At 44.9% G+C, this 24,612-nt stretch carries 26 protein-coding genes; 6 read left to right on the top strand and 20 right to left on the bottom strand.

Annotated features, from left to right (window positions below):
- Window positions 1-93: 93 nt before the first annotated feature.
- On the top strand, window positions 94-1,494 hold the full coding sequence (gene sthA / locus A136_RS01505) for a Si-specific NAD(P)(+) transhydrogenase (protein WP_017061048.1): 1,401 nt from the start codon (window positions 94-96) through the stop codon (window positions 1,492-1,494).
- Between the two features lie 183 nt (window positions 1,495-1,677).
- Here sthA and dinF read toward each other — a convergent pair whose 3' ends face one another.
- The 4 genes from dinF to A136_RS01485 form a co-directional block, all read right to left on the bottom strand.
- Window positions 1,678-3,033, bottom strand: coding sequence for an MATE family efflux transporter DinF (dinF, locus tag A136_RS01500; RefSeq protein ID WP_017063776.1), 1,356 nt, complete (start codon window positions 3,031-3,033; stop codon window positions 1,678-1,680).
- A gap of 117 nt (window positions 3,034-3,150) precedes the next feature.
- Window positions 3,151-4,029 (bottom strand): class I SAM-dependent methyltransferase, encoded by an 879-nt coding sequence (locus A136_RS01495; protein ID WP_017063775.1) that lies wholly within the window; start codon window positions 4,027-4,029, stop codon window positions 3,151-3,153.
- 97 nt (window positions 4,030-4,126) lie between these two features.
- Window positions 4,127-4,747, bottom strand: coding sequence for a transcriptional repressor LexA (gene lexA, locus A136_RS01490; protein WP_019820514.1), 621 nt, complete (start codon window positions 4,745-4,747; stop codon window positions 4,127-4,129).
- 94 nt (window positions 4,748-4,841) lie between these two features.
- Window positions 4,842-5,204, bottom strand: coding sequence for a diacylglycerol kinase (locus A136_RS01485; RefSeq protein WP_017061045.1), 363 nt, complete (start codon window positions 5,202-5,204; stop codon window positions 4,842-4,844).
- Between the two features lie 220 nt (window positions 5,205-5,424).
- On the opposite strand from A136_RS01485, the gene plsB reads away from it, so the two are divergent.
- A complete protein-coding gene (gene plsB / locus A136_RS01480; protein WP_017063774.1) occupies window positions 5,425-7,848 on the top strand; it encodes a glycerol-3-phosphate 1-O-acyltransferase PlsB in 2,424 nt (807 codons plus the stop codon).
- Between the two features lie 101 nt (window positions 7,849-7,949).
- Here plsB and ubiA read toward each other — a convergent pair whose 3' ends face one another.
- Both ubiA and A136_RS01470 read right to left on the bottom strand, forming a co-directional pair.
- Window positions 7,950-8,804 carry a 4-hydroxybenzoate octaprenyltransferase gene (ubiA, locus tag A136_RS01475; protein WP_017063773.1) on the bottom strand — a complete coding sequence of 285 codons (855 nt, stop codon included), beginning with the start codon at window positions 8,802-8,804 and terminating at the stop codon, window positions 7,950-7,952.
- Window positions 8,805-9,347, bottom strand: coding sequence for a chorismate lyase (locus A136_RS01470; protein WP_164091128.1), 543 nt, complete (start codon window positions 9,345-9,347; stop codon window positions 8,805-8,807).
- Between the two features lie 162 nt (window positions 9,348-9,509).
- On the opposite strand from A136_RS01470, the gene A136_RS01465 reads away from it, so the two are divergent.
- On the top strand, window positions 9,510-9,917 hold the full coding sequence (locus tag A136_RS01465; RefSeq protein WP_017063771.1) for a flagellar basal body-associated protein FliL: 408 nt from the start codon (window positions 9,510-9,512) through the stop codon (window positions 9,915-9,917).
- Window positions 9,918-10,004: 87 nt separating this feature from the next.
- Here the strand turns inward: A136_RS01465 and glpG are convergent, their stop codons facing one another.
- From glpG to ftsY, 6 genes are all read right to left on the bottom strand, one after another.
- A complete protein-coding gene (gene glpG / locus A136_RS01460; protein WP_017063770.1) occupies window positions 10,005-10,847 on the bottom strand; it encodes a rhomboid family intramembrane serine protease GlpG in 843 nt (280 codons plus the stop codon).
- A gap of 58 nt (window positions 10,848-10,905) precedes the next feature.
- Window positions 10,906-11,226: a thiosulfate sulfurtransferase GlpE gene (glpE, locus tag A136_RS01455; RefSeq protein ID WP_017061039.1), complete on the bottom strand. Its 321-nt coding sequence runs from the start codon at window positions 11,224-11,226 to the stop codon at window positions 10,906-10,908.
- A 440-nt stretch (window positions 11,227-11,666) separates the two neighbouring features.
- The gene (gene rpoH / locus A136_RS01450; protein WP_017055518.1) at window positions 11,667-12,524 is read right to left on the bottom strand and encodes an RNA polymerase sigma factor RpoH; all 858 of its coding nucleotides are present in this window, start codon (window positions 12,522-12,524) and stop codon (window positions 11,667-11,669) included.
- A 177-nt stretch (window positions 12,525-12,701) separates the two neighbouring features.
- The gene (gene ftsX, locus A136_RS01445; RefSeq protein ID WP_017061038.1) at window positions 12,702-13,670 is read right to left on the bottom strand and encodes a permease-like cell division protein FtsX; all 969 of its coding nucleotides are present in this window, start codon (window positions 13,668-13,670) and stop codon (window positions 12,702-12,704) included.
- A complete protein-coding gene (gene ftsE, locus A136_RS01440; RefSeq protein WP_004736585.1) occupies window positions 13,657-14,334 on the bottom strand; it encodes a cell division ATP-binding protein FtsE in 678 nt (225 codons plus the stop codon). Before ftsE ends, ftsX begins: the two co-directional genes overlap by 14 nt.
- Window positions 14,335-14,412: 78 nt before the next feature.
- Window positions 14,413-15,651, bottom strand: coding sequence for a signal recognition particle-docking protein FtsY (gene ftsY, locus A136_RS01435; RefSeq protein ID WP_017063769.1), 1,239 nt, complete (start codon window positions 15,649-15,651; stop codon window positions 14,413-14,415).
- A 230-nt stretch (window positions 15,652-15,881) separates the two neighbouring features.
- Here ftsY and rsmD point away from each other — a divergent pair, with 230 nt between their 5' ends.
- The gene (gene rsmD, locus A136_RS01430; protein ID WP_017061036.1) at window positions 15,882-16,484 is read left to right on the top strand and encodes a 16S rRNA (guanine(966)-N(2))-methyltransferase RsmD; all 603 of its coding nucleotides are present in this window, start codon (window positions 15,882-15,884) and stop codon (window positions 16,482-16,484) included.
- 10 nt (window positions 16,485-16,494) lie between these two features.
- Window positions 16,495-16,761 (top strand): DUF1145 domain-containing protein, encoded by a 267-nt coding sequence (locus A136_RS01425; RefSeq protein ID WP_016784000.1) that lies wholly within the window; start codon window positions 16,495-16,497, stop codon window positions 16,759-16,761.
- A gap of 117 nt (window positions 16,762-16,878) precedes the next feature.
- Here the strand turns inward: A136_RS01425 and A136_RS01420 are convergent, their stop codons facing one another.
- The 4 genes from A136_RS01420 to A136_RS01405 form a co-directional block, all read right to left on the bottom strand.
- Window positions 16,879-17,463, bottom strand: coding sequence for a YhgN family NAAT transporter (locus tag A136_RS01420; protein ID WP_017063768.1), 585 nt, complete (start codon window positions 17,461-17,463; stop codon window positions 16,879-16,881).
- 217 nt (window positions 17,464-17,680) lie between these two features.
- On the bottom strand, window positions 17,681-17,917 hold the full coding sequence (locus A136_RS01415; protein WP_017063767.1) for a YecH family metal-binding protein: 237 nt from the start codon (window positions 17,915-17,917) through the stop codon (window positions 17,681-17,683).
- Between the two features lie 90 nt (window positions 17,918-18,007).
- Entirely contained in the window at window positions 18,008-18,628 is a 621-nt protein-coding gene (locus tag A136_RS01410) for a lysoplasmalogenase (RefSeq protein ID WP_017063766.1), read from the bottom strand.
- 928 nt (window positions 18,629-19,556) lie between these two features.
- A complete protein-coding gene (locus A136_RS01405) occupies window positions 19,557-19,931 on the bottom strand; it encodes a hypothetical protein (protein ID WP_004736595.1) in 375 nt (124 codons plus the stop codon).
- 244 nt (window positions 19,932-20,175) lie between these two features.
- Here A136_RS01405 and A136_RS01400 point away from each other — a divergent pair, with 244 nt between their 5' ends.
- Window positions 20,176-20,505, top strand: coding sequence for a DUF2500 domain-containing protein (locus A136_RS01400; protein ID WP_017061032.1), 330 nt, complete (start codon window positions 20,176-20,178; stop codon window positions 20,503-20,505).
- A gap of 60 nt (window positions 20,506-20,565) precedes the next feature.
- On the opposite strand, the gene A136_RS01395 is transcribed toward A136_RS01400, so the two are convergent.
- The 4 genes from A136_RS01395 to A136_RS01380 form a co-directional block, all read right to left on the bottom strand.
- Complete coding sequence (locus A136_RS01395) at window positions 20,566-21,579, bottom strand: acyltransferase (RefSeq protein WP_017061031.1); 1,014 nt, start codon at window positions 21,577-21,579, stop codon at window positions 20,566-20,568.
- Between the two features lie 169 nt (window positions 21,580-21,748).
- Window positions 21,749-22,969, bottom strand: a complete 1,221-nt coding sequence (gene arsJ, locus A136_RS01390; RefSeq protein ID WP_029235159.1) for an organoarsenical effux MFS transporter ArsJ — start codon at window positions 22,967-22,969, stop codon at window positions 21,749-21,751.
- 96 nt (window positions 22,970-23,065) lie between these two features.
- Window positions 23,066-23,557, bottom strand: a complete 492-nt coding sequence (locus tag A136_RS01385) for a cyclin-dependent kinase inhibitor 3 family protein (RefSeq protein ID WP_017061028.1) — start codon at window positions 23,555-23,557, stop codon at window positions 23,066-23,068.
- A gap of 21 nt (window positions 23,558-23,578) precedes the next feature.
- A complete protein-coding gene (locus A136_RS01380; RefSeq protein ID WP_017061027.1) occupies window positions 23,579-24,580 on the bottom strand; it encodes an ArsJ-associated glyceraldehyde-3-phosphate dehydrogenase in 1,002 nt (333 codons plus the stop codon).
- Window positions 24,581-24,612: the final 32 nt, after the last annotated feature.

Here is a 24,612-nt window from a genome sequence, read left to right as displayed (position 1 = left end):
CGACTCTCTGATGCCCTTTTCATGTACCCAAGAACAGAATCAGTTAAAATCTCGCTAAAGCAATGTTACTCAAATATAACAAGGAAGATATCTATGCCGCACTCCAACCACTTTGATGTAATCGTAATTGGTAGTGGCCCCGGAGGAGAAGGGGCAGCGATGGGATTAACCAAAGCCGGGTTGAACGTTGCAATCATTGAGAAAGAGAGCAGCGTTGGTGGTGGTTGTACTCACTGGGGAACCATTCCTTCAAAGGCACTGCGTCATGCCGTAAGTCGTATTATCGAATTCAACAGTAATCCGCTGTTTTGTCAGAACAACAAAAGCATACACTCAACGTTTTCTAACATTTTGGGGCATGCCAAATCGGTTATCGACAAGCAGACTCGATTACGCCAAGGCTTCTACGACCGCAACCAGTGCACGTTGGTCTTTGGTACTGCACGTTTTATCGATACCAACACTGTCTCGGTAATGCAAAGCGATGGCACTGAAGAACATTACAGTGCAGACAAATTTGTTATCGCGACAGGCTCTCGCCCTTACCAACCAGATAACGTCGACTTCCTGCATGAACGTATCTACGACAGTGACTCGATTCTTTCTCTTAAACACGACCCGCAACACATCATCATCTATGGTGCTGGCGTTATTGGTTGTGAATACGCGTCGATTTTCCGCGGTTTGGGTGTAAAAACCGATCTTATCAATACTCGTGACCGTCTGTTGTCATTCCTAGACAATGAAACCTCAGATGCACTTTCTTATCACTTCTGGAACAGCGGTGTCGTGATTCGCAACGATGAAACCTTTGAGAAAATTGAAGGCACTGATGATGGCGTGATCATTCACCTAGAGTCAGGTAAAAAGATGCGCGCTGATTGCCTACTGTATGCCAATGGCCGAACGGGTAATACCGATAAACTGAACCTTGGTGCTGTTGGCTTAGAAGCGGACTCGCGTGGGCAAGTCTCAGTAAATACCAATTACCAAACCAATGTTGACCATGTTTACGCTGTCGGTGATGTGATTGGCTACCCTAGCCTAGCAAGCGCGGCTTATGACCAAGGTCGATTTGTGGCTCAGGCAATTGTGAAGGGTGAAGCTGAACGCCACCTTATCGAAGACATTCCAACCGGCATCTACACCATTCCGGAGATCAGCTCTGTTGGTAAAACCGAGCAAGAACTTACCGCAGCTAAAGTACCGTATGAAGTAGGACGTTCTTCTTTCAAACACCTAGCTCGTGCTCAAATTGCGGGTAAAGATATTGGTAGCTTGAAGATCCTGTTCCATCGCGAAACCAAAGAGATTTTAGGTATCCACGTGTTTGGTGAGCGTGCCGCTGAAATCATCCATATCGGACAAGCGATCATGGAGCAGAAAGGTGAAGCAAATACCATCGAGTACTTTGTGAATACGACCTTTAACTATCCAACGATGGCGGAAGCTTATCGTGTTGCAGCACTCAACGGGCTTAACCGTTTATTCTAGATATAGAACCAATAGGAGTATTTGACCACCCATAGGCCAAATGCATAAAACAGCAAGCCATGCGCTTGCTGTTTTTATTTAAGATATTGAATGTTAAGGTATTGATAGTAATTAGATCATGATGTTCTAAATACCCCTTTACCTGTACAGCCTCATTTACTCTCCACAAACAGAGCCCTCGAGCTAAGCGAGAAACTCCCCTTTCTTCCACTGAGAAACAAACAACACACCAAGACCAATTCCGCGCATTGCCATAAAGCTCAGCATCGCTAGCCACAGTGCATGGTTCTCTAAACCTGATGCTAAATAGAAAATCGCGAAGAAACTGCAGGTCGCAACAAACATACTATTGCGCATATCCTTGCCCTTGGTTGCTCCAACAAAAATACCATCCAACAAGAAGCACCACATAGACACCAATGGCATTGCGACTAACCACGGTAAATACACCTCGGCTTGACTCTTCACGTCTGGGATTGTGGTGATCATATTGATTAAGCTCGAGCCAACGAGTGCGAACACTATGGTCAGTACCAAACAAATATTGAAGCTCCAGAAGAAAGTTCCAATCAATGACTGGTTCAGCTCATCTTTGTCTTTCGCGCCTATCGCCTTACCGACCATCGCTTCCATTGCGTAGGCAAAGCCATCCATCCCATAAGAGATGATCATCAAGAAACTCATCAACACGGCATTGGCCGCAACAACATCATCGCCAAAGCTTGCACCTTGGAAGGTCATGAAAGTGAAAGTCGCTTGTAGGCATAATGAACGAAGAAAGATATCGCGATTCAATTTCACGAAACGACTCAAACCTTGGCTGGTTTTCTTAAGCAGATCCCATGGCGATGGTAACTGCTTCTTCGCCCAGATTCGGTAAACACAAATTAGGCCAAATGTTAGACCGGCATAATCAGCCATTACAGATGCCAATGCAGCACCTTCCACTTGCCACCCTAAGCCGATAACAAAAACGATATCCAAAACGATATTGGTGATATTGGTGATGATCACCATCCACATTGGCGCTTTGGCGTTTTGAGTCCCGAGCAGCCAACCTAGAATCACAAAGTTAGTCAGCGCGGCAGGTGCACTCCAAGCGCGGATTGAGAAATATTGCTGACCATAGTGCTTAACTTGATCACTGGCGCTACTCAATGAGAAAACTAAATCGGCGACTAAACTGTGTAAAAGTAAAAAGACACCAGCAAACCCTAAGGCCATGGTCACGCCTTGCACAAAAACTAAGCCTAGTTGCTTGCCATCATTCGCACCATAAGATTGTGCAGCTAGCCCTGTTGTCGACATACGCAGGAAACCAAGCAACCAAAAGGTCACGCTGATCATTGTGCCGCCCAGCGCCACACCACCTAAATACCAAGAGTGCTCTAGGTGACCGATAACCGCCGCATCGACTAAGCCCAACAGTGGAACAGTAATATTAGAGAGAACCATCGGGATCGCGAGCAACAGCACTTTTTTATGCATCGCCTGATTGGATAGCGTTTGAAAAATAGTTTGGGGATTAAATAACTTCACGATCACCTCTTAGATTAGAGGCGATAGTTTAACCTAGTGGGTGGGCTTTCACTATGTTGTGGAATTTTACTTATACCGGCTATGTACTCAGTTACTCGAAATACAAAACACCTAGGATTACCACTTAACGAGCACTAACTGCGGCGTTAAACGCTTTTTGACCTGAGAGATCTTACAAAGAAGTCGCTGCCACAATTTCCAACGGTTGCATTTTTGGTCTAGTGGAGAAAACGCTTTTACCCATTGTGCCCATGGCAACCAATTGAGAACACTGTCTATTGGAGAAGATAGGCCATGCGCATACTTTCCTGAACCAAGTTTTTGCCCCAACGTACTTGAGCTTTTATCTCCAGCTAAGACTAAACACGCATGCGCATGAGTAAAGTAACGGCTCAGCGATTGAATAAAGTGCGCGGTTTGCTGTTCATTGCAATCCAGCAGAGCATGTTCACACACCACCATCACCGAGGCTTGTTCTGGAATATTGAGTTCATCCAACCAAGTCAGGTCATCGACAGAACCACACTCCAAACGATAGCGTTCATTTTTGTGGAACAGACGTTGGCGCCACACAAGGTTTTCCGTGACATCCAGCTCAACCCAATGGCAGCGTCCATTATCTAAACGGTAGAAGCGGGTATCGAGCCCTGCTCCAACATTGATGATCCAAGCATCTGGGTTGTGAGATAGAAATTGCTGAACTTGAGAGTCACAAAGTTGAGTCAGTGTTGCGTAGAGAAGTTGTTGTTGGTCTAGCTCGCCAGTAAGACATTCAGGTGCGAGCTGGCAACGCTTGCAGGCTTGAGCTGCGATGGGGTCATAAACGAGACCATCATCGGCTAGGCTTTCACGGCTACGAAACCAAAGATGCTGAACGAGGTTCGTCGGAACTTGGAATTCTTGATGTGCAGACCCTTGTTCAGAAGAAGCCTTTTGAACAGAGGAGCGCGGCTTACGAGTAAGCGGCTTCATTTGAGGTTTGGTTGGGTTTGGCATCATCATCTTCCTTGTATCTCGACAAAGAAGATGATAATGAATATCAATTACAATGACAAGTTATTGAGAATAAATATCAATAAGCTGTTTGTACTGACTACATCCAGTCGGTGTTGCGAATAATACCAACCGCAAGCCCTTCAATAGACAAGTGTTGAGATTCTAGATCGACATGGATTGGAGAAAACTCTTCATTTTCAGCATGTAACAGAACCGTTGAACCTTTACGTTCTAGGCGTTTTACCGTTACATCATCATCGACACGAGCCACTACAACCTGACCATCGCGTACATCTTGTGTTTTATGAACAGCTAATAAATCACCATCCATAATACCGATGTCTTTCATACTTTCGCCATTTACACGAAGTAAGAAGTCAGCTTGTGGTTTAAACATGCCTGGATCAACTTGGTAATGCATTTCTACATGCTCTTGAGCCAAGATAGGCTCACCAGCGGCAACCTGACCGATTAATGGTAAACCTTGCTCTTCGTTTGCTGCATCTTCAAGCAAAATACGAATACCGCGAGACGCACCCGGGATAATCTCAATCGCTTCTTTACGAGCAAGAGCTTTCAAATGTTCTTCTGCAGCATTAGCAGAACGGAAGCCTAGTTCACGCGCGATTTCTGCACGTGTCGGTGGCATACCGGAATCTTCGATCTTACCTTTGATAAGGTCAAAGACTTGTTGCTGGCGGGGCGTTAACGGCTTCATGATTCACCTGTCTTTTTATACAGTTGACTGTGAGTATATCCAGTAACTGAACAAAAGCAAAGCAATTGGTTGTTTTTAGTTCATTTTTAGCAAATTACAAAAACAGGATCTCTAGCCACACATAACCTGCGAGTGCCAAACAGATGAAAACTGCTGCCGAACCGACATCTTTAGCCATCCCAGAAAGCTCATGATGTTCACTGCCGATTCGGTCGACAACCGCTTCAATCGCGGTATTGATTAGCTCGACAACCATCACCAATACCACCGATGAGATCATTAAGATTCGTTCAACTTGGCTTACATCTAGGTAAAATGCCAACGGAATAAGCACGACCGCCATGAACACTTCCTGTCGAAATGCAGCCTCATTTTTAAACGAACTCGTAATGCCTTGCCATGAAAAGCCTGCTGCTTTGATGATGCGTTTGAATCCGGTGTTTGATTTTTTGGTCATTTTTAACCCTATACTCAATCAGTCGATGAATGATTTTCCACAAACTTAACGGCAATATGACTATTTCCATTAAAAGGTTAGACCAGTTTCTGGTATTCTTACATCGATTAAATTTACGCCTAGGCTTATCCCTATTTCACTCATAGGATTTATCCTTTTTATCAGAGAAATAGAGATACGCTTCAGCACATTGAAATAACTATTGAGGCAGTGAACCTATATGTCTTCTGGACAATCTTTTTCACGTTCATTAATGAAGCTACCTTTATCCGTATTGGTAAAGGGCACATCAATTCCTTCAAACCCTGTTGAGGATTTGAACATTGATTTGAGCAAACCGATTGTATACGCCTTACCGTTTCGCTCAAGTGTCGACATTCTTACATTGCAAAAACATGCACTTGAATTAGGCCTACCTGATCCGTTGAGCAAGCTTGAAATCAACGGCAAATCACTGCAACGCTACGTTTTCATCTCTTCTCGCAAAACTCTGCTGCAAGACGATGATTATGTACCAAGCTCTTCAATTGAAGTGTTCTCTGAATTGCTTTCACTGCACGCCGACGACTCTGAACTCGATGTTCAAGTTATCCCTGCTACCGTTTTGTGGGGGCGCAAACCTGGTAAAGAGAATAACCAGAAGCCTTACCTACAGGCAATGAACGGCTTAGAGAAATCAAAAGCGGTATTGCTAGCCGGTCGTGACTGCTTGGTTCGATTTAGTCCTGTGGTTTCTCTGCGTTACATGGCCAACTCACACGGCACCGACAGCACCATCGCGCACAAACTGGCGCGCGTGGCACGTATTCACTTCTCTCGCCAAAAGCTTGCAGCATCAGGCCCTAACCTGCCAAGCCGCCAAGCTCTGTTTGATCGCCTGTTAAAATCAGAAGCGATCAAAAAAGCGATTGAAGACGAAGCACAAGCAAAGAACATCTCGATCGAGAAAGCGAGCAAAGAAGCTCAAGACATTATGGACGAGATTGCTGCGAACTTCTCTTACTCGCTGATCAAGCGTGGTGAGAAGATTCTTGGTTGGCTGTGGAATAAGTTGTACCAAGGCCTGCATATCAGCAACGCTTCAACGGTTCGTAAGTTGGCTCAAGATGGTCACGAGATTGTTTACGTGCCTTGTCACCGTAGCCACATGGACTACTTACTGCTTTCTTATGTGCTTTATCATGAAGGCATGGTGCCGCCGCATATCGCTGCGGGTATCAATCTGAACTTCTTCCCTGCCGGTCCTATTTTCCGTCATGGTGGTGCGTTCTTTATTCGTCGTAGCTTCAAAGGCAACAAGCTGTACTCGACTATTTTCCGTGAATATCTGGCGGAATTGTTCGCCAAAGGTTACTCGGTCGAGTATTTCAGTGAAGGTGGTCGCTCTCGTACAGGTCGCCTGCTACAAGCTAAAACCGGCATGTTGGCGATGACTATTCAGGCTATGCTGCGCGGCATGAACCGTCCAGTGACGTTAGTACCTGTGTACATCGGCTATGAGCACGTAATGGAAGTGGCGACCTACGCAAAAGAACTTCGTGGTAAGCGCAAAGAAAAAGAAAATGCGAGCCTAGTGATTCGTACGCTCCGTAAACTGCGCAATTTTGGTAAAGGCTACGTGAACTTTGGTGAGCCGATTCAGCTTAACCAATATCTGAACGAGCACGCTCCAGAGTGGACTAAAGATATCGATCCAATGGGAACCAGCAAGCCACAATGGATGAATCCAGTGGTCAATGACCTGGCAACCAAAATGATGACACACATTAACGATGCGGCAGCGACCAACGCACTAACACTTTGTGCAACGGCGTTACTGGCTTCAAGACAGCGTGCATTGTCTCGTGATTCTTTGGTTTCTCAGATCAACTGTTACCTGTCTCTGCTTAAGAACGTACCTTACTCTGATACATTTACGGTACCAAAAGACAGTGCTGAAGATCTGGTAAAACACGCTGAATCGCTGAACAAGTTCCTAATTGAATCAGACTCAATGGGCGACATTATTTCGCTAGACCGTCACCAGTCAATTCTGATGACCTACTACCGAAACAACATCATTCACTTGTTCGCTCTGCCATCTTTAATTGCCCAGATGACCATTCGTCAGCGCGGTTTATCGATTGAAGCGATTCAAAAGAATGTTGCAGCAATTTATCCGTTCTTAAAGAAAGAGCTGTTCTTAAGCTACGACGAATCACAGCTTGAAGGCGTAGTATCAAACATCATTGATGAACTTGTTAGCCAGGGCATGATTGTTGTGTCTGACAATGAAGTGACGATCAACCAATCGAACAGCCAAGCTCTTATGCTGTTAGGCCGTACGATTTCAGAAACGCTACAGCGCTACTCTATTGCTCTAAACTTGCTGGCAGAGAATCCGGAACTGGACAAATCTGACCTTGAGCAGAAAAGCCAAGACATCGCACAGCGACTTGGTCGATTGCATGGTATCAATGCTCCCGAATTCTTCGATAAAGGTGTGTTTGCTTCTATGTTCGCAACGTTGAAGCAGCAACAGTACCTAGATAACGACGGCAACTGCGATTTAGAGAAGACTCAGCAATTCGCTAAGCTTCTTTACTCGATGCTTTACCCAGAAGTCCGTCTGACTATTCAAGAGAGTATTCACCAAGTCGAGTAATTCCTGTATATAGCAGGGCTCTGATAGCAGATTCAACGCGATCAAAAAAGGCACCCACTGGGTGCCTTTTTCTTGAATATTCGTTTGATAAAAACTGATGCTTACCAGAAGGTAACGAACAAACCGACCGTTACGGCCATACCAACATAGTTGTTATTTAGAAAAGCTTGAAAACATAAGTCTCGGTCACGATGCCGCATCAAATGTTGTTGGTACACAAACAAGCTGCCTGCGGCTAACAATGCCCAATAGAAAGTATCACCCAATTGGTAGTGCATACCTAACACAATCAGCATCGCTAGAGTAACAAGTTGCAAAGAGCCGACGATAAGCTTATCGAAGCGACCAAATAAAATAGCCGTCGATTTAATACCAATCTTCAGGTCATCATCTCGGTCTACCATCGCATATTGCGTGTCGTAAGCAACCGTCCACAAAGCATTAATAACGAAGATAAACCAAACAATACTTGGTAGTTCATTGGTTTGTGCAGCCCAAGCCATTGGTATCGCCCAACTAAACGCTAAGCCAAGAAACAACTGTGGAAGATGCGTAAAACGCTTCATGAAAGGGTAAATGAACGCCAGACCCACACCAATAAATGAGAGTTTAATGGTCAGTGGATTCATGGTGAGTACCAGCAAGAATGAAACTACGGCTAGCACTAAAAAGAGCAGAATCGCTTCCTTACTGGAAACCAAACCAGACGGCAGTGGACGCTGCTTGGTACGTTTAACATGACCATCTACTTTACGGTCCGCAAAGTCATTGATCACACAGCCAGCTGAACGCATCAACACCACGCCGAGTACAAAAACAACCAAGACATCAAAATCAGGCATACCTTGTGCGGCGATAATCAGTGACCACAAGGTCGGCCAAAGGAGTAATAGGGTACCAATCGGGCGATTCATTCGCGTTAATTGCCAATACGCCTTCGCTTTGGTGGCAAGCATTTACACACTCTCCTTAGAGTAAATGGGTGATGTTGGTAAAAACAGTTCTGCCACAAGCATCGGTTTATGGTTCATCCATAATCGAGAACGACGCGCGAGTAATCGCTCATCGCCTGCGATAACCCAACCAACTTGCAGCGCATCTCGCTCCACGTTCTCAGCACTAAAAACGGTCAATCCAAGCGGAACATTACCTTGTTGAGAAAGGTCTGAGTGCTGATGATCTTCTAATGTGACTCGGGGAATCAAGGTTCGACCTAACACCCACGGTTCGTCATCACCCTTTAAAATCACTTTACGCAGTAAGCAATCAAACGATGATAAAAGATGTTCCTCGTCTTGTTGCAGCATTGAGCGTTCTACAACTTGATTATGAAGCAACTCAACAGACAGGTGCTGACAGCACTTCCCCAACTTGCGGGAAAGAGAACCTTGCTCCATCAGCCACTCTTTGGTGGTTTCATTAGGAAAATCAAATGTTTCTGTACTTTGCCAATCTACATTCATTAACGAATTAAGATACAGCGATATTGGCTGATTCATACTAGTATTCAATAGGTGACTTTACACGTACAATAAAGCTTCAACTTTCGAACAAAATTAAAGCGTTCTTCGAATTGTAAACGTATTTAGATTTAGACCGCTCATTGTAACAAGACTAATGCGTTTCGAATATCGCGAATAAACTAAAGAAAAGTCACAAATATGCACAAACGTTATGTAGCCCAAATATTTCTTGCGATTACCCTACTCTTTTCAGCATCAAGTTTCGCGGAAGAGGAGTCGGCAGCTAAACTCGCCTACTTCACGCTAGAGCCAGACCTGACCACCAATTTTTACACTAAAGGTAAAAAACTGGGCTACATTCAGGTTCGCCTCGACATCATGGTGGCAAATAGTAGCGACTTGGCCGCTATTGAGCATCACCAACCACTGATTCGCGATGCGGTGATTGAATTGCTTGGCAAACAAAACGAAGAAACCATTAAATCTCTATCTGGCCGTGAAGACTTAAGAAAATCCTTAGTTGAACACCTCAACAAGATTTTGCTTCCAGAGACAGGTAAAACCCTGATTGCTGACTTACTGTTTACCAAATACCTTTATCAGTAATGATGTAAAACGAATCCCAATAAAAAAGCGGCTCATCTGGCCGCTTTTTTTGTCTCTATCGTTTGGCTACTCATTAGAAGATATGAATTAGCTTCTTGCCGAGCTTGGTGCTTTCATCGCATCGATAAAGCCAATAATCACACCAGCGGCTAGACCAGCTAAATGCGCCGTATTGGCGATAGCCATAAATGGCTGCATGTACCCAAGCACCAACCACACCAACATAAAGCCGACAATCTGTCTTGGGATACCTAAACCAAGTTGTGGCGCCTTCGCACCAACCACCCATAAGTAACCAACCAAGGCATACACAACACCAGACAAACCACCGAAGTTCGCCCCTTCAACCCAATACTGCCCAGCACCTGAAAGCGCAGAAGAGACAGCAAAGATCTGAAGTAGCTTGAGGCTGCCAAGTTTCTTCTCAATGTCTCCACCTAGCTGCCACCACCACAAAATATTAAATGCGATGTGCATAACAGAGAAATGTAGAACGGCATGACTCAACCAACGCCACAGCTGCCATTGCTGTCCATCCACCGCTGGGAAATGTAGGGCATTGAAAATAGCTTGGCCAAAACCGATCTGTTGCAGCGCAAAAATCACCACACACACCAACATCAGGCTTAGTGTCACTGGGCCTGCTTTGGCTTTGATCATGCCCATGAAGCTTGGCGTGTGGTAATGGAAGTTGCTCTTTCTGGTCTCTGCCATGTCCCAAGATGCAGCTTGATAGCGCTTATGATTGGGCTCAGCCAGAAAACGATTCAGCTCAGCTTCGGTTTCAACCTGAAATTGGCCATCAAGAAGCCAAAGAGCAAAACGCCCTTCTCCCTCTGGAGACATCTGAATAGGGATCTGACGAGAGGCCATATAATCAATAAATGCTTGAGCAAGACGTGGATTGTCTAACACCATCAATCTAATCATTGTTACTTCCTATTCATTCTATGAGGGATGCTTGAGGCGGTTCAGGTGATGAAAGTCATTAACCTGCGATCACTGGAAGTTCAGCACGATGCCAAGCTTCGAAACCACCATCAACACTATATACCTCTTCAAAGCCTTGGTTCACTAAATATTGTGCCGCACCTTGGCTACTGATGCCGTGGTAGCACATCACTAAGATAGGTTGTTCGAACTCAACCTCATCCATGAATGACACCATCGTATCGTTAGTCAGGTGGTAGGCTGTTTTTGGGTGGGCAACCGCAAAAGACTGCGGGTCACGTATATCGACAAGTCGAGCTTCGCCTTGTTCGATGAGGGCTTGAGCGCCTTTAACATCGATATGTTTAAACTGGTCCATGACTTTCTCTTTTTATACTGATTTACTTTGCTGCCATTGTAACCTATCCCAAGGCTAACATTCACATCCACTTAATAAGGTTATCCACCAGCGATCACTTTTACACCATTTGTGGATAAATCTGTGAATTGCGTGAATAAAGTGTCTTTTCAAAAATAGATCCACAACATGTAGTAATGATCCTGATCTAACTGTGGGTTAACTGAAACATATCCCCACTCGAAAAACCCCGTCAAAGCCTTACTACACACTGCTTTTAGATAGCTGACGAATAAACTTCTCACAGAGTTATCCACAAAATCATTTTGCAAATTTCGATCGCAAAAGTTGAGAAATCGATCCAAAACAAAAAGGCCGAGATCTCTCGATCTCGGCCTTTTCAAAATTCAGCTATTTGTTAGCTCTACTAGAAAGTAGAAGCTAATAGAAACTAGATGCTATTAGAAATCACCAACGGCTTGTTTCAATTTCTTCATCGCATTCTTTTCTAACTGGCGAACACGCTCAGCTGATATACTGTAGGTATCCGCTAAGTCTTGCAGGGTTGCCTTGTTGTCGTCTAACCAACGTGAGCGAACAATGTGTTGGCTACGCTCGTCTAAGCTTGCTAGTGCTAGCCCTAGGCGATTATTGGTGTGTGACTCCCAGTTAGCCGCTTCAACCGTCTCAGCAACGTCTGACGCCTTGTCTTCTAGGTAGTAAACTGGAGCAGTGTAAGCAGAACCGCCATCGTCATCGTCCATAGGCGCTTCAAACGTCGCATCTTGTGCTGCTAAGCGAGATTCCATCTCACGAACTTCTGAAGGCTCAACACCCAGTTCACGAGCAACCGTCTCAACTTCACCGTTATTGAACCAACCCAAACGCTTTTTAGACTTACGAAGGTTAAAGAACAGTTTACGCTGTGCCTTAGTGGTCGCAATTTTAACGATACGCCAGTTACGTAGAACGTATTCATGGATTTCAGCTTTGATCCAGTGAACAGCAAACGAGACGAGACGAACACCAACTTCTGGATTGAAGCGCTTAACAGCCTTCATCAAGCCGATGTTACCTTCTTGGACGAGATCAGCCATTGGTAGCCCGTAGCCAGAGTAGCCTCTTGCAACGTGCACCACGAATCTTAGGTGGGAAAGGATCAAGCCTTTCGCAGCGTCGATCTCACCTTTGTAATGTAATCGCTCTGCAAGTCCACGTTCCTCTTCAGGAGTCAGCATAGGGTAGCTGTTCGCTGAGCGGATATAGCTATCTAAACTATCTTGTGTGACTAAAGCCATTTGATACGCTTGGTTTGCCATTCGGTTCCTCATCAATCTCTGATCTGGAGTAATACATCTATTAAAACCCTACAATCTTGAACCTAAAATGAACAGGTTTCAAGGAGGGGGAAGTAATTATGCATAATCAATTCGTCTATACAAGGCAAAAACTGGTTAAGAAGTGCCTATTTTTCGTCTAAATATGACTCTATTCACCTAAACTGGTTCAATTTCTTTTAGGTGACGCTGTGCAGAAAGCTTTGCAGCCACACTACCAAGCAGAGTTCCGACGATCAAAAGCAGTAAAGATTCATCCCAACTCAGGCCAATTAAACGGAAGTGGCTGTCGTATAGCTGAGCCAAATCATCCACCGCGCTGTTCAGCAATACGGTAATCAATGCCGTCATTACCCAAGCGCTAATCGAACCTAAAACGCCAAACCACATCCCAGCATAAAGGTATGGTCGAAGAATGTAGCTGTCGGTCGCACCAATCAGCTTCATGGTTTGAATCTCTTCTTTATGCGCCAACACATTAAATCGTAGTGTATTGCCGATAATCAGAAATACCGCGCCCAGCATCAATACCGTTAAGGTAATCACGATGACAGCCGCTAATGCTTTGATCGCATCTAATCGCGCTAACCAATCTTCGTCTAGGCGAACATCGGTCACTAATTCTTGTTGTTTAACTGTGCCTGCCAGCTCTTTAATTAAGGTATCGCTGTGCACGCTTGGCGTAATCACCAGCACACCTGGCAGTGAATAATCGTCGAGAATGGTTAGGGCGTCTTCAAAACCAGAATACTGGCTGAGGTCTGCAAGCCCTTGCTGCGGAGAAATGTACTCCACGAGCTCAACTTGATCCCAACTTTCGATTTCATCCTTAAGCACCATTACTCGTGGCTCAGGAATACCATCCTCTACATAAGCACTTATTTGTGACGGGCTAGTGACATCTTGCGCCACTTCCCCTACATTTTTACCTAATAGGTACAAACAAGCTGGCATCGCCAACGCCATAGAGATCACCGCAAGGGTCAGTAAGTTGCCTAACGGGCGCTGCCACATTTGCGAGAACGATGACTTGGCTTGTTTCCAGTGAACAACAAAGAAGCCGTCGCTTGAAGCGCGGTTTGCTGCTCGATTAGATTGAGGTTTTTTGATGCGCTTATTCGCGGCCATAGTCTTCAACCTCACTCAAAAATCCTTGGTTTAATTCAAGATGGCGGTACTGAGGGCGAGTGTTCACTAACCCGATATCGTGCGTCGCTAGGATGATCGTCACACCTGCGCGGTTGAATTCTTCAAATAATCGCAACACACGGTTAGATAATTCAGGGTCTAGATTACCGGTAGGCTCATCGGCTAAAAGCAGAGTTGGACGGTTAACCACGGCGCGAGCAATACCCACGCGTTGTTGTTCACCACCAGAAAGTTGGCTTGGCAAACAACGGGCTTTATCTAATAAACCGGTTTTATCCAACGCAGCACTGACTCGGCGTTTTATTTCGTTTTCAGAAATAGATTCAATACGCATAGGCAGAGCGACGTTATCGAAAATCGAACGGTCCATCAGCAGGCGATGGTCTTGAAAAACAATCCCAATATTACGGCGTAAGAAAGGAATGTCTTTGGCTGGGATACGAGTGATATCGTGATCGTTGAACCAGACACGTCCATCAGTTGGACGCTCTATCGCGCAGATCAACTTCAGCAAGGTACTTTTACCAGCCCCAGAGTGCCCACCCAAAAAAGCCATCTCTCCACGTTTCAGGTGAAAGTCCACTTTTTGGAGCGCTTGTCTTCCACCTCGGTAGGCTTTACTCACTTGCTGAAATTTGATCACCGAAAATTCCTCTTACGATCACTAATATCAAATTTAAAAACGGTAGCAGATTAAGGATAAACCACTTTGCTACTCGCGTTACTCTTCGCGGCTAAATAGTGCTTCAATGAAGTCTTTAGATTCAAATGGACGCAGGTCATCAATACCTTCACCCACACCAATGTAGCGGATTGGAATCTGGAACTGGTCAGCAATTGAGAAAATTACACCACCTTTCGCCGTACCATCTAGCTTAGTCAGTGTAATACCCGTAACTGGAGCCACTTCACTGAACAACTTCGCTTGGCTGATAGCGTTCTGACCTGTACCTGCATCGAGCGTTAGCATGATTTCGTGTGGCGCAGAGTCATCAATCTTCTTCATTACACGAACGATCTTGCGTAGCTCTTCCATCAGGTTGCTCTTGTTCTGCAAACGACCGGCTGTATCAGCAATCACAACATCAACACCACGAGCCTTCGCTGCTTCAATCGCATCGTAGATAACAGACGCACTGTCCGCACCAGTGTGTTGAGCGATAACTGGCACATCGTTACGCTGACCCCAAACCTGAAGCTGTTCAACGGCTGCAGCACGGAAGGTATCACCCGCTGCTAGCATCACTTTCTTGCCTTCATTTTGGAATTGTTTCGCCAGCTTACCGATCGTAGTTGTCTTACCTACACCGTTCACACCCACCATTAAGATAACGTAAGGTGTTTTAGTGGTATCAACAACCAGTGGCTGTTCCACTTGGCTTAAGATGTCTGCCATCTCTTCTTTGAGCAGACCATAAAGCGCTTCACCGTCTTTTAGGTCATTGCGAGATGCTTTTTCTGTCAGGTTTTCAATGATCTTAACCGTGGTATTCATACCCACGTCAGCAATCAGAAGTTGCTCTTCTAGCTCTTCAAACAGGTCTTCATCGATTTGCTTGCCTTTGAACAGACCAAAGAAACCAGCACCGATGTTTGCTTTAGTGCGGCTTAGGCTGCGCTTAAGACGAGCAAAGAAGCTTTCTGTCGGCTTCTCTTGTACTTCTTCAACCTTAGCTTGAGGAACTGCCACTTCTTCCTGTTCTGCTTCTGCTTCTGCTTCTGCTTCTGCTTCTGCTGCGACAGGTTGCTGCTCTTGTTGAGCTTCTTCAAGCGCTTGCTCAGATTCAGTTGGCTTAACTTGTTCAGCTTCAGGCGCGACCTGTTCAGCCTCAACTTGTGATTCAACTTCAGTTTGATCTTCAACGCTTTCTACGTTCGCTTCATTCTGAGTTTTTGGGCTTTGTTCTTCTTCACCAAAACCAAGCCACGATAATAATCCGCGCTTCTTTTTTTCCGTCATCAGAGGAGTTTCCTAGATCTACTAATTAGCTGTATTGACTTAATACACGTCGACTCTTTGCTATTGTTATACAATACAAGCTTGTACAAACGAATAGTAAAGAAAAATGACAAAGCAGTGATAAGTTTGCTTTTAGCTTGATACACTTTGTCATTGCAAATTTATTTAATACACGAACCCACTTAAATTGGGCTCGGTATAGTATCACTTTATTAGCGGTCAAAAAATCTATGGTAAGACGTCGCCAGCAAAACACATCACAAAAAAAGCCATCCGGAGGCTTTGTTCGAATTATTAGTGGCTCATGGAGAGGTAGAAAGCTGCCTGTTCATGATTTAGAAGGATTACGCCCAACCATTGACCGAGTAAAAGAAACACTCTTTAACTGGGTGGCTCAAGATATCCCACATTCAACTTGCTTGGATGTATTTGCCGGTTCTGGCGGTCTAGGTTTTGAAGCAGCTTCTCGCCAAGCCAAAATGGTGACACTGCTCGAAATGAATCAAAAGGCGGCTAAACAGCTTTCTGATAACGCGAAAGAGCTCAAGGCAGACAACATTAATGTCGTGAATACTGATGCTATCTCTTTCCTTAAGAAACCAGGCACTCCTTACGATATGGTTTTCCTTGATCCACCATTTCGCAAAGGCTTACTGGCAGAAACAGTACAACTGCTTGAGAGTAACGGTTGGCTTGCAGACAATGCCATCATTTACGTCGAGACAGAGAAAGAACTGAAACTCGAAGCTATGCCAGAGAACTGGGAATTGCATCGCGACAAGACCACCGGACAGTCAAGCTACCGACTGTTCAATCGAATCACTGAAGAATAGGAGTTATTGAATGAAGTTCTTGCTTCCACTAGCAAAAGCAGCCATCGCCTTTGTTTGGTTTATCTTAATCGTAAATATTTTCTACCCGTTTCCGGGTAATGCTGCGATTGCGCTTTATATCATGACCGCATTCTTGTTCTTCATGCACGGCCTGCAGATGCTGATTTTCATCGGTGCATTCGGCGATAAGATCGAGATGTCACGTTGGGAGAAGTGGTCAATATTGATTTTCGGTGTCTTCGCCTTACTCGATATCCGACGCAAACACATGATGTAATCGAGCTTAAGCCCAGATATAAAACGCTTAGCTACAGAAAACATCATGACAGAAACAGTAGAGACAAAAACGCCGCTCATTTAAGCGGCGTTTTTTTATTCAGCAATGATATTGATGTTAGCCCATGTAGCCTTTCACACCATCGAGGAACATTTGCGTCGACAGCATAACCAACAACAAGCCCATCAAGCGTTCGATGGCTTTAAGACCTCTCTCTCCCAGCACTCGCAGGAAGAAGCCATTAAACATCAGAATAAAGAAGGTAGCACCCCAAGCCAGCATCACTGCGCCTGAAAGCTCTAACATATTGTCAGGGTGCTGTGTCGACAACAGAATCAATGCCGCAATCACTGAAGGGCCAGCAATCATTGGGATCGCCATTGGCACAATAAACGGTTCTTCACCCGCCGCGAGGCCAGTAATACTACCCGCACTTGGGAAAATCATCTTAATCGCGATGATGAATAGAATAATACCGCCAGAGATACTCAAGGTTTCAGGCTGCACGTGCAGGAAGTTCATGATGCTTTGACCAGCAAACAAGAACAACAGCAGGATAACCAGCGCAAACATCAGTTCACGAACAAGAACAATACGGCGACGCTTCGGATCAATATGCTTAAGGATAGAGAGCACGATTGGTAGATTGCCAAGCGGGTCCATAATAAGAAACAGCATGGTTGCTGCAGATAAAATTTCCATAAGTTTGTCTCGAAAAGCGTAAGTGCGCGGAGTATAGCAGCCTCAACATTGATTTTCGAACGCAGTAATAAAAGGATTAATTTACGTAATTAGAAGGGAATTTTGCGAGAGCAGATAGAAAGCTAGAAGATATAATTTAAAGAGTGGAGCCGAAACATCGCATCCACTCTTCTTATATAAAAATCAAAGGGCTCAAAGAACCAGTTGTTACTCGAGATTAGTGGTTACACACGCGTTCGCGATTGGTGCAAAGTTTGTCATCAACAACTACGACCTTTTCCATCTTGAGGAAAAATTTCAGCAGGCCTTCCAAATCCAGACCATTTAGCTTACACGTATGGAAGCGAGCTTCTGCGCCGTAAGTTTGAGCGAGCTCTTGCGTCAACTCTTCACGGGTCAGGGGCTTTTCACTCAGTAGGTTTAAAACATTGTGTGCATGAATTTCGGTAGTCATAACTCTATCTCATGTTTAATGAAGTAGACGTAGAGTACCTACTTTCATCTGAGCTGCCTTGATGTAGCTCAGAATTAAGCTAGCTCTACCCTAAATGGTAAGGGAAGCAACAATGAGAGCGTGTGCGAGAAAGTAACTGCCCGTCACCCAAAAATAGGCACCTTTGATTGGGCTACGATAGAAATTTAGCGCATACGCCAGTGCCGAAAGTAGTAACACGCTACAGCCAGCAAAACCAACCGCATGTGACAATTGAGGATCAAGCAACCAGAGCTCACCAGAAGCCCATGCAAGCTGAATAAGCACGATACCCATGATGACCACAGGAAAGACGAGTTTGTCTAAGCGAGGCAGAAGTAAGAAGAAAGCAACGACACAAGCCGCTAATAGGAGCGCGAACAACCACCAGACCATTTCTCCTGATAGCTGTAACCAAAATGCTTTGCTGTAACAGAGCTGAGCCAATAAGAAGCACACAAAATGCAAAGGACGCTTTTGAGTCACCGTATGAAGGACATCTGCGATTGCAGAGATCGCCAACCCAGCAACGACCCAATAGGTAAAATCAGCAACGACAGATTGAGTTAAAGCAATGGTCGCTAATAATACATAGGTAAAAACCTTATACGATAAGGCCTGACCGATATGTCCATGTTTCGTTCCTGCTATTGCTCCGATACCAGACAAGGAAACCGCCAACCAACTCCACATACCATTTGCCCTATTGCTTTAAATCGTCGCCAGTCTAGGCACACGAGTGTTGATGTAAAGCCTCAGCGCCTCAAAATTGGATCTTGATTACGCTTCCACTAAAAAGAGTCTCTTTAGATTGAAGTCGTAACAATTACCACCATGACAATGGCCATTCGTTTAAAACTAGAACGAATCATCATAAAACCCATTCAAACTGGCATTAGAGTCGCCATACTTGAGTTTTGGCCAATTCTAACCTATCGACTTCACCAAAATCGGCTTAATTCCGTCAAATACCACACTTGAAAAATTAAAATAACCACCTTTAAATCAAACAATAACAATAACTTAAACAAAGAAACTCAAGATTAATAAGGAAATAAAAACGCCAACCAAGCCTAGACTTGTAAAGTAGCCAGTTTTCTTTTTTTAAATCCCAGTTTTGTCAGGTTATTTCAAGCCCCCGGTAAAAACCGCCACAAAAACCAAGTCGAAAACTTAAAAAACCAACCAAAACAAACCTAGCCACCACCAGCCCCTATTAATACAGTTTAACAACCTTTAACAATATAAATTACACAAAACAACCATTACAAAACAACAAGTTAAATCAAATTAGAACAAACATAAATCACAACGAACAAAATAAGAACACACCATAAAACACAGTTAAACACTGCCAAACAAGCCAAAAACTCATAGTTTTCTACTACTTTTAAAGCTTTCGAAAGTAATTCTTGATCTAAAGCCATAAGTAGTGCTATTCTTTAAAACATAGCGAGAGACAACCAAATTTAGGAGTAGTGTTATGATTTCATCTTCGCAAAGACAAGGACTTGTAATGATCGCGGTAGTTGTAGGTCTAATGACACTACCGATGATGTACTAAGCAAGTTACAGATAAAAAAAGGGACGCCATGAGCGTCCCTTTTTTTGTTCAATTTTTTCACTTCGAAAACAGATGCAGTGTTAGCACATCCCAGTTCGCATAATAGAAACCTGCGGCAGCTAAAGTCATTGCCATCATCAGTAAGATCGCAACTCGCCAGATAAAACGACCACTACGTGGAGTCAGCTCCTTCTCACAGTCGTTACACATCATGATGAACTTATGTTGGTCTTCCAACTTAGCCTCATGTTCATTGACTACCTTGTTACGACACGTTGCGATATAACGCAGCTTGCTCACCATATCGTGCGGTAGCCTTTCTTCACAGCTTGTTACAAGCTCATGCAATCCTTCGCCTTCGGCATGATATTGAAGCCTCAATAATTTCTCTATATTGCGAGTTCTTGTCACCACTTTTTCAATATCGGTCATCTTGGCCCTCCCACTCCACACTATAATTCTAGTCGAGCATTTCCCTATTCTTATACAAAATCACTGTTATTTACGAGAGAAAGAGACAATAAATAACAATGCTTTATCCCAAACCGACCATTAAATGTGATGTCTGCCGAAAAATAATCAGCTTGGCTTACAACAGTTCACGAATAACGGCTTTAAACACATATCCCTATTGCCTGAAAGACTAGAATAACCATCACGACTACATGGAGGTTATATGCCTAATTCACTCTTTTTTGCCATCTTTGCTCTCGCTGCTCTAGCGGCTTGGGTATTTATTGGTTTCTATCGAAAACACTCGCAAGGTGAAAATGCGCCAGAGAAGAAAGTGAATGTCACGGTGTTAGACAAACAATCGATCGACCTTCCTGACGCAGAACCGGGCCAAGAAGATCAAGAGTACTGGATTTACGTTCAACGTGGTGTGGTTGGTCCGAAGCGAGAATTCCAAGTCGGCATCCACTACTTCCACGCCCTTAACCCTGGCGACAAAGGAACCTTAACCTACCAAGGCGATAAGTTCTTACACTTTGCGTTGAAGCGCTAAACGTCAGCCGCTTCAACTGTCTCCCCTAAGTAATCCATCAGAAAGCCTTAGCAATCACCGCTAAGGCAATAACCAACGCGTTTTCTCTGACTTAGACACCAACCAGCTCATCCATAATGCGCCAGCTCCGCTGATCACAATCCATAATGGAATAACCCATGCCGGATGTCCTTGGTACCAACCAAACTCTTTCATCGGCCACAAGAAAATCGGGTGCAGCAGGTAAATACCTAAGCTGTGCTTACTGATAAAGCCAACCACTTGGTTACTCTTCTCAGACAGGCCTTCACCATAGTAACGGCATACCATGAACACCATGCTCGCGGCTAATACGGTATTCAACGTTTTGTAAGATAGCCAGCGCCCTACCGTGTACTCTTCTGCTACCAAGCTTGCATCAACCACCATGTAAACCGTGGTTAGTAACGCTAGCCCACCCAGTAACACACTCACGCCAACGGTCATCTTGTTAAGTGGCACAATCTTATACAGCAAGTAACCCAATGGTAAGTAACCGGTGTACAACCACAATTCGTGACTCCAAGGGCCATCGATTTTCAGTAAGAACAGCAATGTTGTGAACAACCATACCGCCGTAAAGGCATAGACCGATCTATCACCGTACTTTCTAACCATGATCTGCAAGAACGGAATCACAAAATAGAGTGGGATGAAGTAATAGAAGAAACCAAGGTGGTAATAGGTGTAATGATGGTAGCTATTAAGCAACACGTCCCAACTGACGTCGGCATCAAAGCCCATTGCTGACCAGCCCGACAGATAGGTATAGAAAAGCGACCAGACAATGAAAGGTATCAGTACCTTGCCCAAACGACGCTTGAGGTAGTATTTGGCGTCAAACGGGCGCTGATCACTGAGCATCAGTGCGCCAGTAATCAAAATGAACACAGGTACTGCCCAGCGGCTGAAACCGTTTACCGTAATGGCAGTAAGCCATTCACCGAAAGGAATAGTGCCCAACTCATTGCGATAAGGCGCCAAAACATGAATCGCGATAACCGCTACGGCCGCGACACATCGTGCTAAATCAAAAAAGAGAATTCGCTGCTTCATGTAAATGCCTGATTAATATTCAATCATTCTACTATAGCAATAAAAAAGCTGACCGGAATAAATACCAAGTCAGCTTAGTGTTAAAGGAGATACTTATCGCGAATTTAGCTCATACGACTCTAGCTTCTGCGACTTGAGCTCTCACAAATGAGGCTCATGTGGCTGAAGCTTATGCCGCTGAAATTTGCGGCACTTTCGGTAAACGCAGAGAGATCACCGTCGTTATCGCCAAGAATGCGAAGGAAACCCACAGACACGCAGACAAACCGGCCATTTGGAATACCAAGCCCGACAATATCGTGCCAATCAAACGGCCCATCGCGTTTGCCATGTAGTAGAAACCGACATCAAGAGAAACGCCATCACCTTTCGCATAACTCACAATAAGGTATGAGTGCAGCGATGAATTCACCGCAAAGATGGCACCAAACACCATCAAGCCACCGATAATAACGAACTCGGGTTGCCAGCCAATTTGCACCGCATAGGCAATACCTGCAGTCACGATAGCCAACGCCCCCGCCCATAATAGCGCTGCATGTCCATCAGGCACCTTGCCTTGTGCTTTACCAGTAATCTTGGGTGCAATGCCCTGCACAAAGCCGTATGCGATGGTCCAAGCCGCTAAAAAGCCACCCACCCATGAGTGATCCCACCCAAACACGCTGCCTAGGTAAATCGGCAAAGCAATCACAAACCACACATCACGAGCGCCAAACAGGAACATACGTGCTGCGGATAGGATGTTGATGGATTCAGACTTAGAGAAGATCTGTTTAAACTTAGGTTTAGTTTTCGCTTTACCCATGTCCGCTTCTAAGCTCAACACACTGCCAACGAAGACCAATGCCAACACGGCTGCCATCGCAAGCACAGCGTATTGGAAGCCAATCGTTGAAAGTAGTAAACCACCAATAAAGAAGCCTGCCCCTTTAAGCGCATTCTTAGATCCGGTCAGAATCGCAATCCACTTATAAAGCGCGCCTTGTTGTTCATCAGGAACCAGAGTCTTAATTGAGCTCTTGGCACTCATCTTATTGAGGTCTTTAGCGATACCAGACAAGGCTTGCGCCGCCATGACCCAAGGAATGGTCAGCATTGCCGTTGGCACCGCGAGCATACCCAAGGCGACGACTTGCATGCCTAACCCAATGTTCATGGTCTTATTGAGGCCAAGACGCGCCCCTAACCAGCCACCGATTAGGTTAGTCACCACACCAAAGAATTCATAGAAAAGGAACAGTGAGGCGATTTCTAACGAACTGTAGCCAAGGTCGTAAAAATACAGAACCACCAACATGCGAAGTGCACCATCAGTAATGGTGAAGTTCCAGTAGTTAAAAGTCACCAACATGTATTGGCGAACGCTCTTACTTAGATTTGAAAACATAACGCTATCTCTGCAATCTAAACAAAAAGAGCTTTTGGATCATGATAAGTTCAACACTCCAGATACCAAAAGCTCCCTGTCTAACACTGATGACTATTAGCTATTCGCTACGCCATTAATGTATTCAACCTGGATAGGTTTAGTGAAGGCACCTGGACGCAGTGCCTGCACCTCTTGAACTACCTTGCTCAAATCCCAGCCTTTTTCTAACAGTAGGTGAGCTGCGAACAAACCAGTGCGACCAGAGCCGCCCATACAATGCATTGCAACCTTGCCGCCGTTATCGACGATGTTATGTAGCTCAGGGCTAGCTGCTTGCCACTTCGCAGCAAAACCAGCACCCGGTGCACAGTCGTCTTCAATTTCGATCTGGAACCATTGCATACCTAACGCACGTGTTTTTTCACCAAGTGCCGCCACGTCTTTGCTTGCAAGCTCATGGTCATCAAGTGCTGTCACGATAGCTTCAACGCCTTGCTCTTTTAGCTGAGCCAGTGATGCATCAAGCGTTGCTTCTTTTGTGCCTGGGCACGGAGTAAGCACTAGCGCACCTTGCTCTAGGTCTAGTTGCCATGTTGGATGTATCATTATATCTTCTCCAGATTCTTATTAAGCAAGGCCAACGGTACGAACAAGCTCAGCGGTACGTGTTGCGTAACCCATCTCATTGTCGTACCAAGCGTAGATCTTAACCATGCGCTTACCGACCAACATCGTTGATAGTGCATCCACGATTGTTGAGCGTTGGTCGCCTTTGTAATCGATAGAAACCAGTGGACGCTCTTCAAAGCCAAGAATACCTTTTAGTTCATTCTGAGACGCTTCTTTCAGCATCGCGTTAACTTCTTCTGCCGTGGTGTCTTGCTTCACTTCGAAGATGATGTCTGTCAGAGAAGCGTTCGCTAGCGGTACACGAACTGCGTGGCCGTTGATGCGGTTTTCTAGCTCAGGGAAGATCTCAACAATCGCTTTGGCGCTGCCCGTCGTTGTTGGGATAAGACTCATGCCACATGCACGTGCGCGGCGTAAGTCTTTGTGCGGCGCATCAAGAATAGTTTGCGTGTTAGTTAAATCGTGAATAGTGGTGAAGGCTGCGTTCTCGATACCAAGCTTCTCGTTGATCACCTTAACCACTGGCGCGATACAGTTCGTTGTACAAGACGCTGCCGTTACGATTTTGTGTACCGCAGGGTCGAAGATATTGTCATTCACACCAACAACGATGTTTGCGATGCCTTCTTCTTTCACTGGCGCCGATACCACAACACGTTTCACGCCCTGCTCTAGGTATTTGTTTAGGAAAGAGGTCTTACGGTGAACACCTGTCGCTTCGATAACCACATCACAACCAGACCAGTCGATCGCATCGATGTCGCGCTCTTGTGTGGTCTTGATGCGCTGGCCATTAATGATCATCTCATCGCCTTCTGCAGTTACTTCGTGGTGAAAGCGACCTTGAACTGAATCAAATTCTAGAAGGTGGGCCAGTGTTGTTGTGTCGCCAGCAACATCGTTAATTTGAACAAATTCTAGCTCATCCCAATCGAATGCTGCGCGAAGTGCTAGACGGCCGATACGACCAAAACCATTAATACCTACTTTGACTGTCATTTTCTGTTCTCTCAGTTAATTGCCTTCATATT

The sequence above is a fragment of the Vibrio crassostreae 9ZC13 genome (assembly GCF_000272045.2).
GTDB classification, from domain to species: domain Bacteria; phylum Pseudomonadota; class Gammaproteobacteria; order Enterobacterales; family Vibrionaceae; genus Vibrio; species Vibrio crassostreae_C.
The sequence above is the reverse complement of the archived record's forward strand: the minus strand, read 5'-3'. Positions and strand labels throughout refer to the sequence as shown.